Origin of the sequence: Paenarthrobacter sp. PPS72, from assembly GCF_048537125.1 — a bacterium.
In the GTDB taxonomy this organism is placed as follows: domain Bacteria; phylum Actinomycetota; class Actinomycetes; order Actinomycetales; family Micrococcaceae; genus Arthrobacter; species Arthrobacter nitroguajacolicus_E.
Window position 1 is genome coordinate 113,925 of record NZ_JBLYIE010000017.1, and the last position, 302, is coordinate 114,226.

Here is a 302-nt window from a genome sequence, read left to right on the forward strand (position 1 = left end):
GTCTACTCCGTGACCTCCTGGAACGAACTCCGACGCGACGGACTCGCCGCCGAAGAACACGCCTTCCTCAACCCCGGCCAACCCGCCCGCACCCCGTTCATCACCGAACAACTCGCAGGCACCACCGGACCCGTCATCGCCGTGTCCGACTACATGAAAGCCGTCCCCGACCAAATCCGCCAATTCATCCCCAACGACTTCGCCTCCCTCGGAGCAGACGGCTTCGGCTTCTCCGACACCCGCCAAGCCGCACGCCGCTACTTCAAAAACGACACCCACTCCATCGTCGCCAAAACCCTCCA

1 protein-coding gene is annotated in these 302 nt (G+C 63.2%); it reads left to right on the plus strand.

Annotation, left to right across the window (positions count from 1 at the left end; genetic code table 11):
• On the plus strand, positions 1–302 hold a 302-nt coding region (locus ACLRGI_RS08570), incomplete at both ends, for a transketolase-like TK C-terminal-containing protein (RefSeq protein ID WP_419201245.1).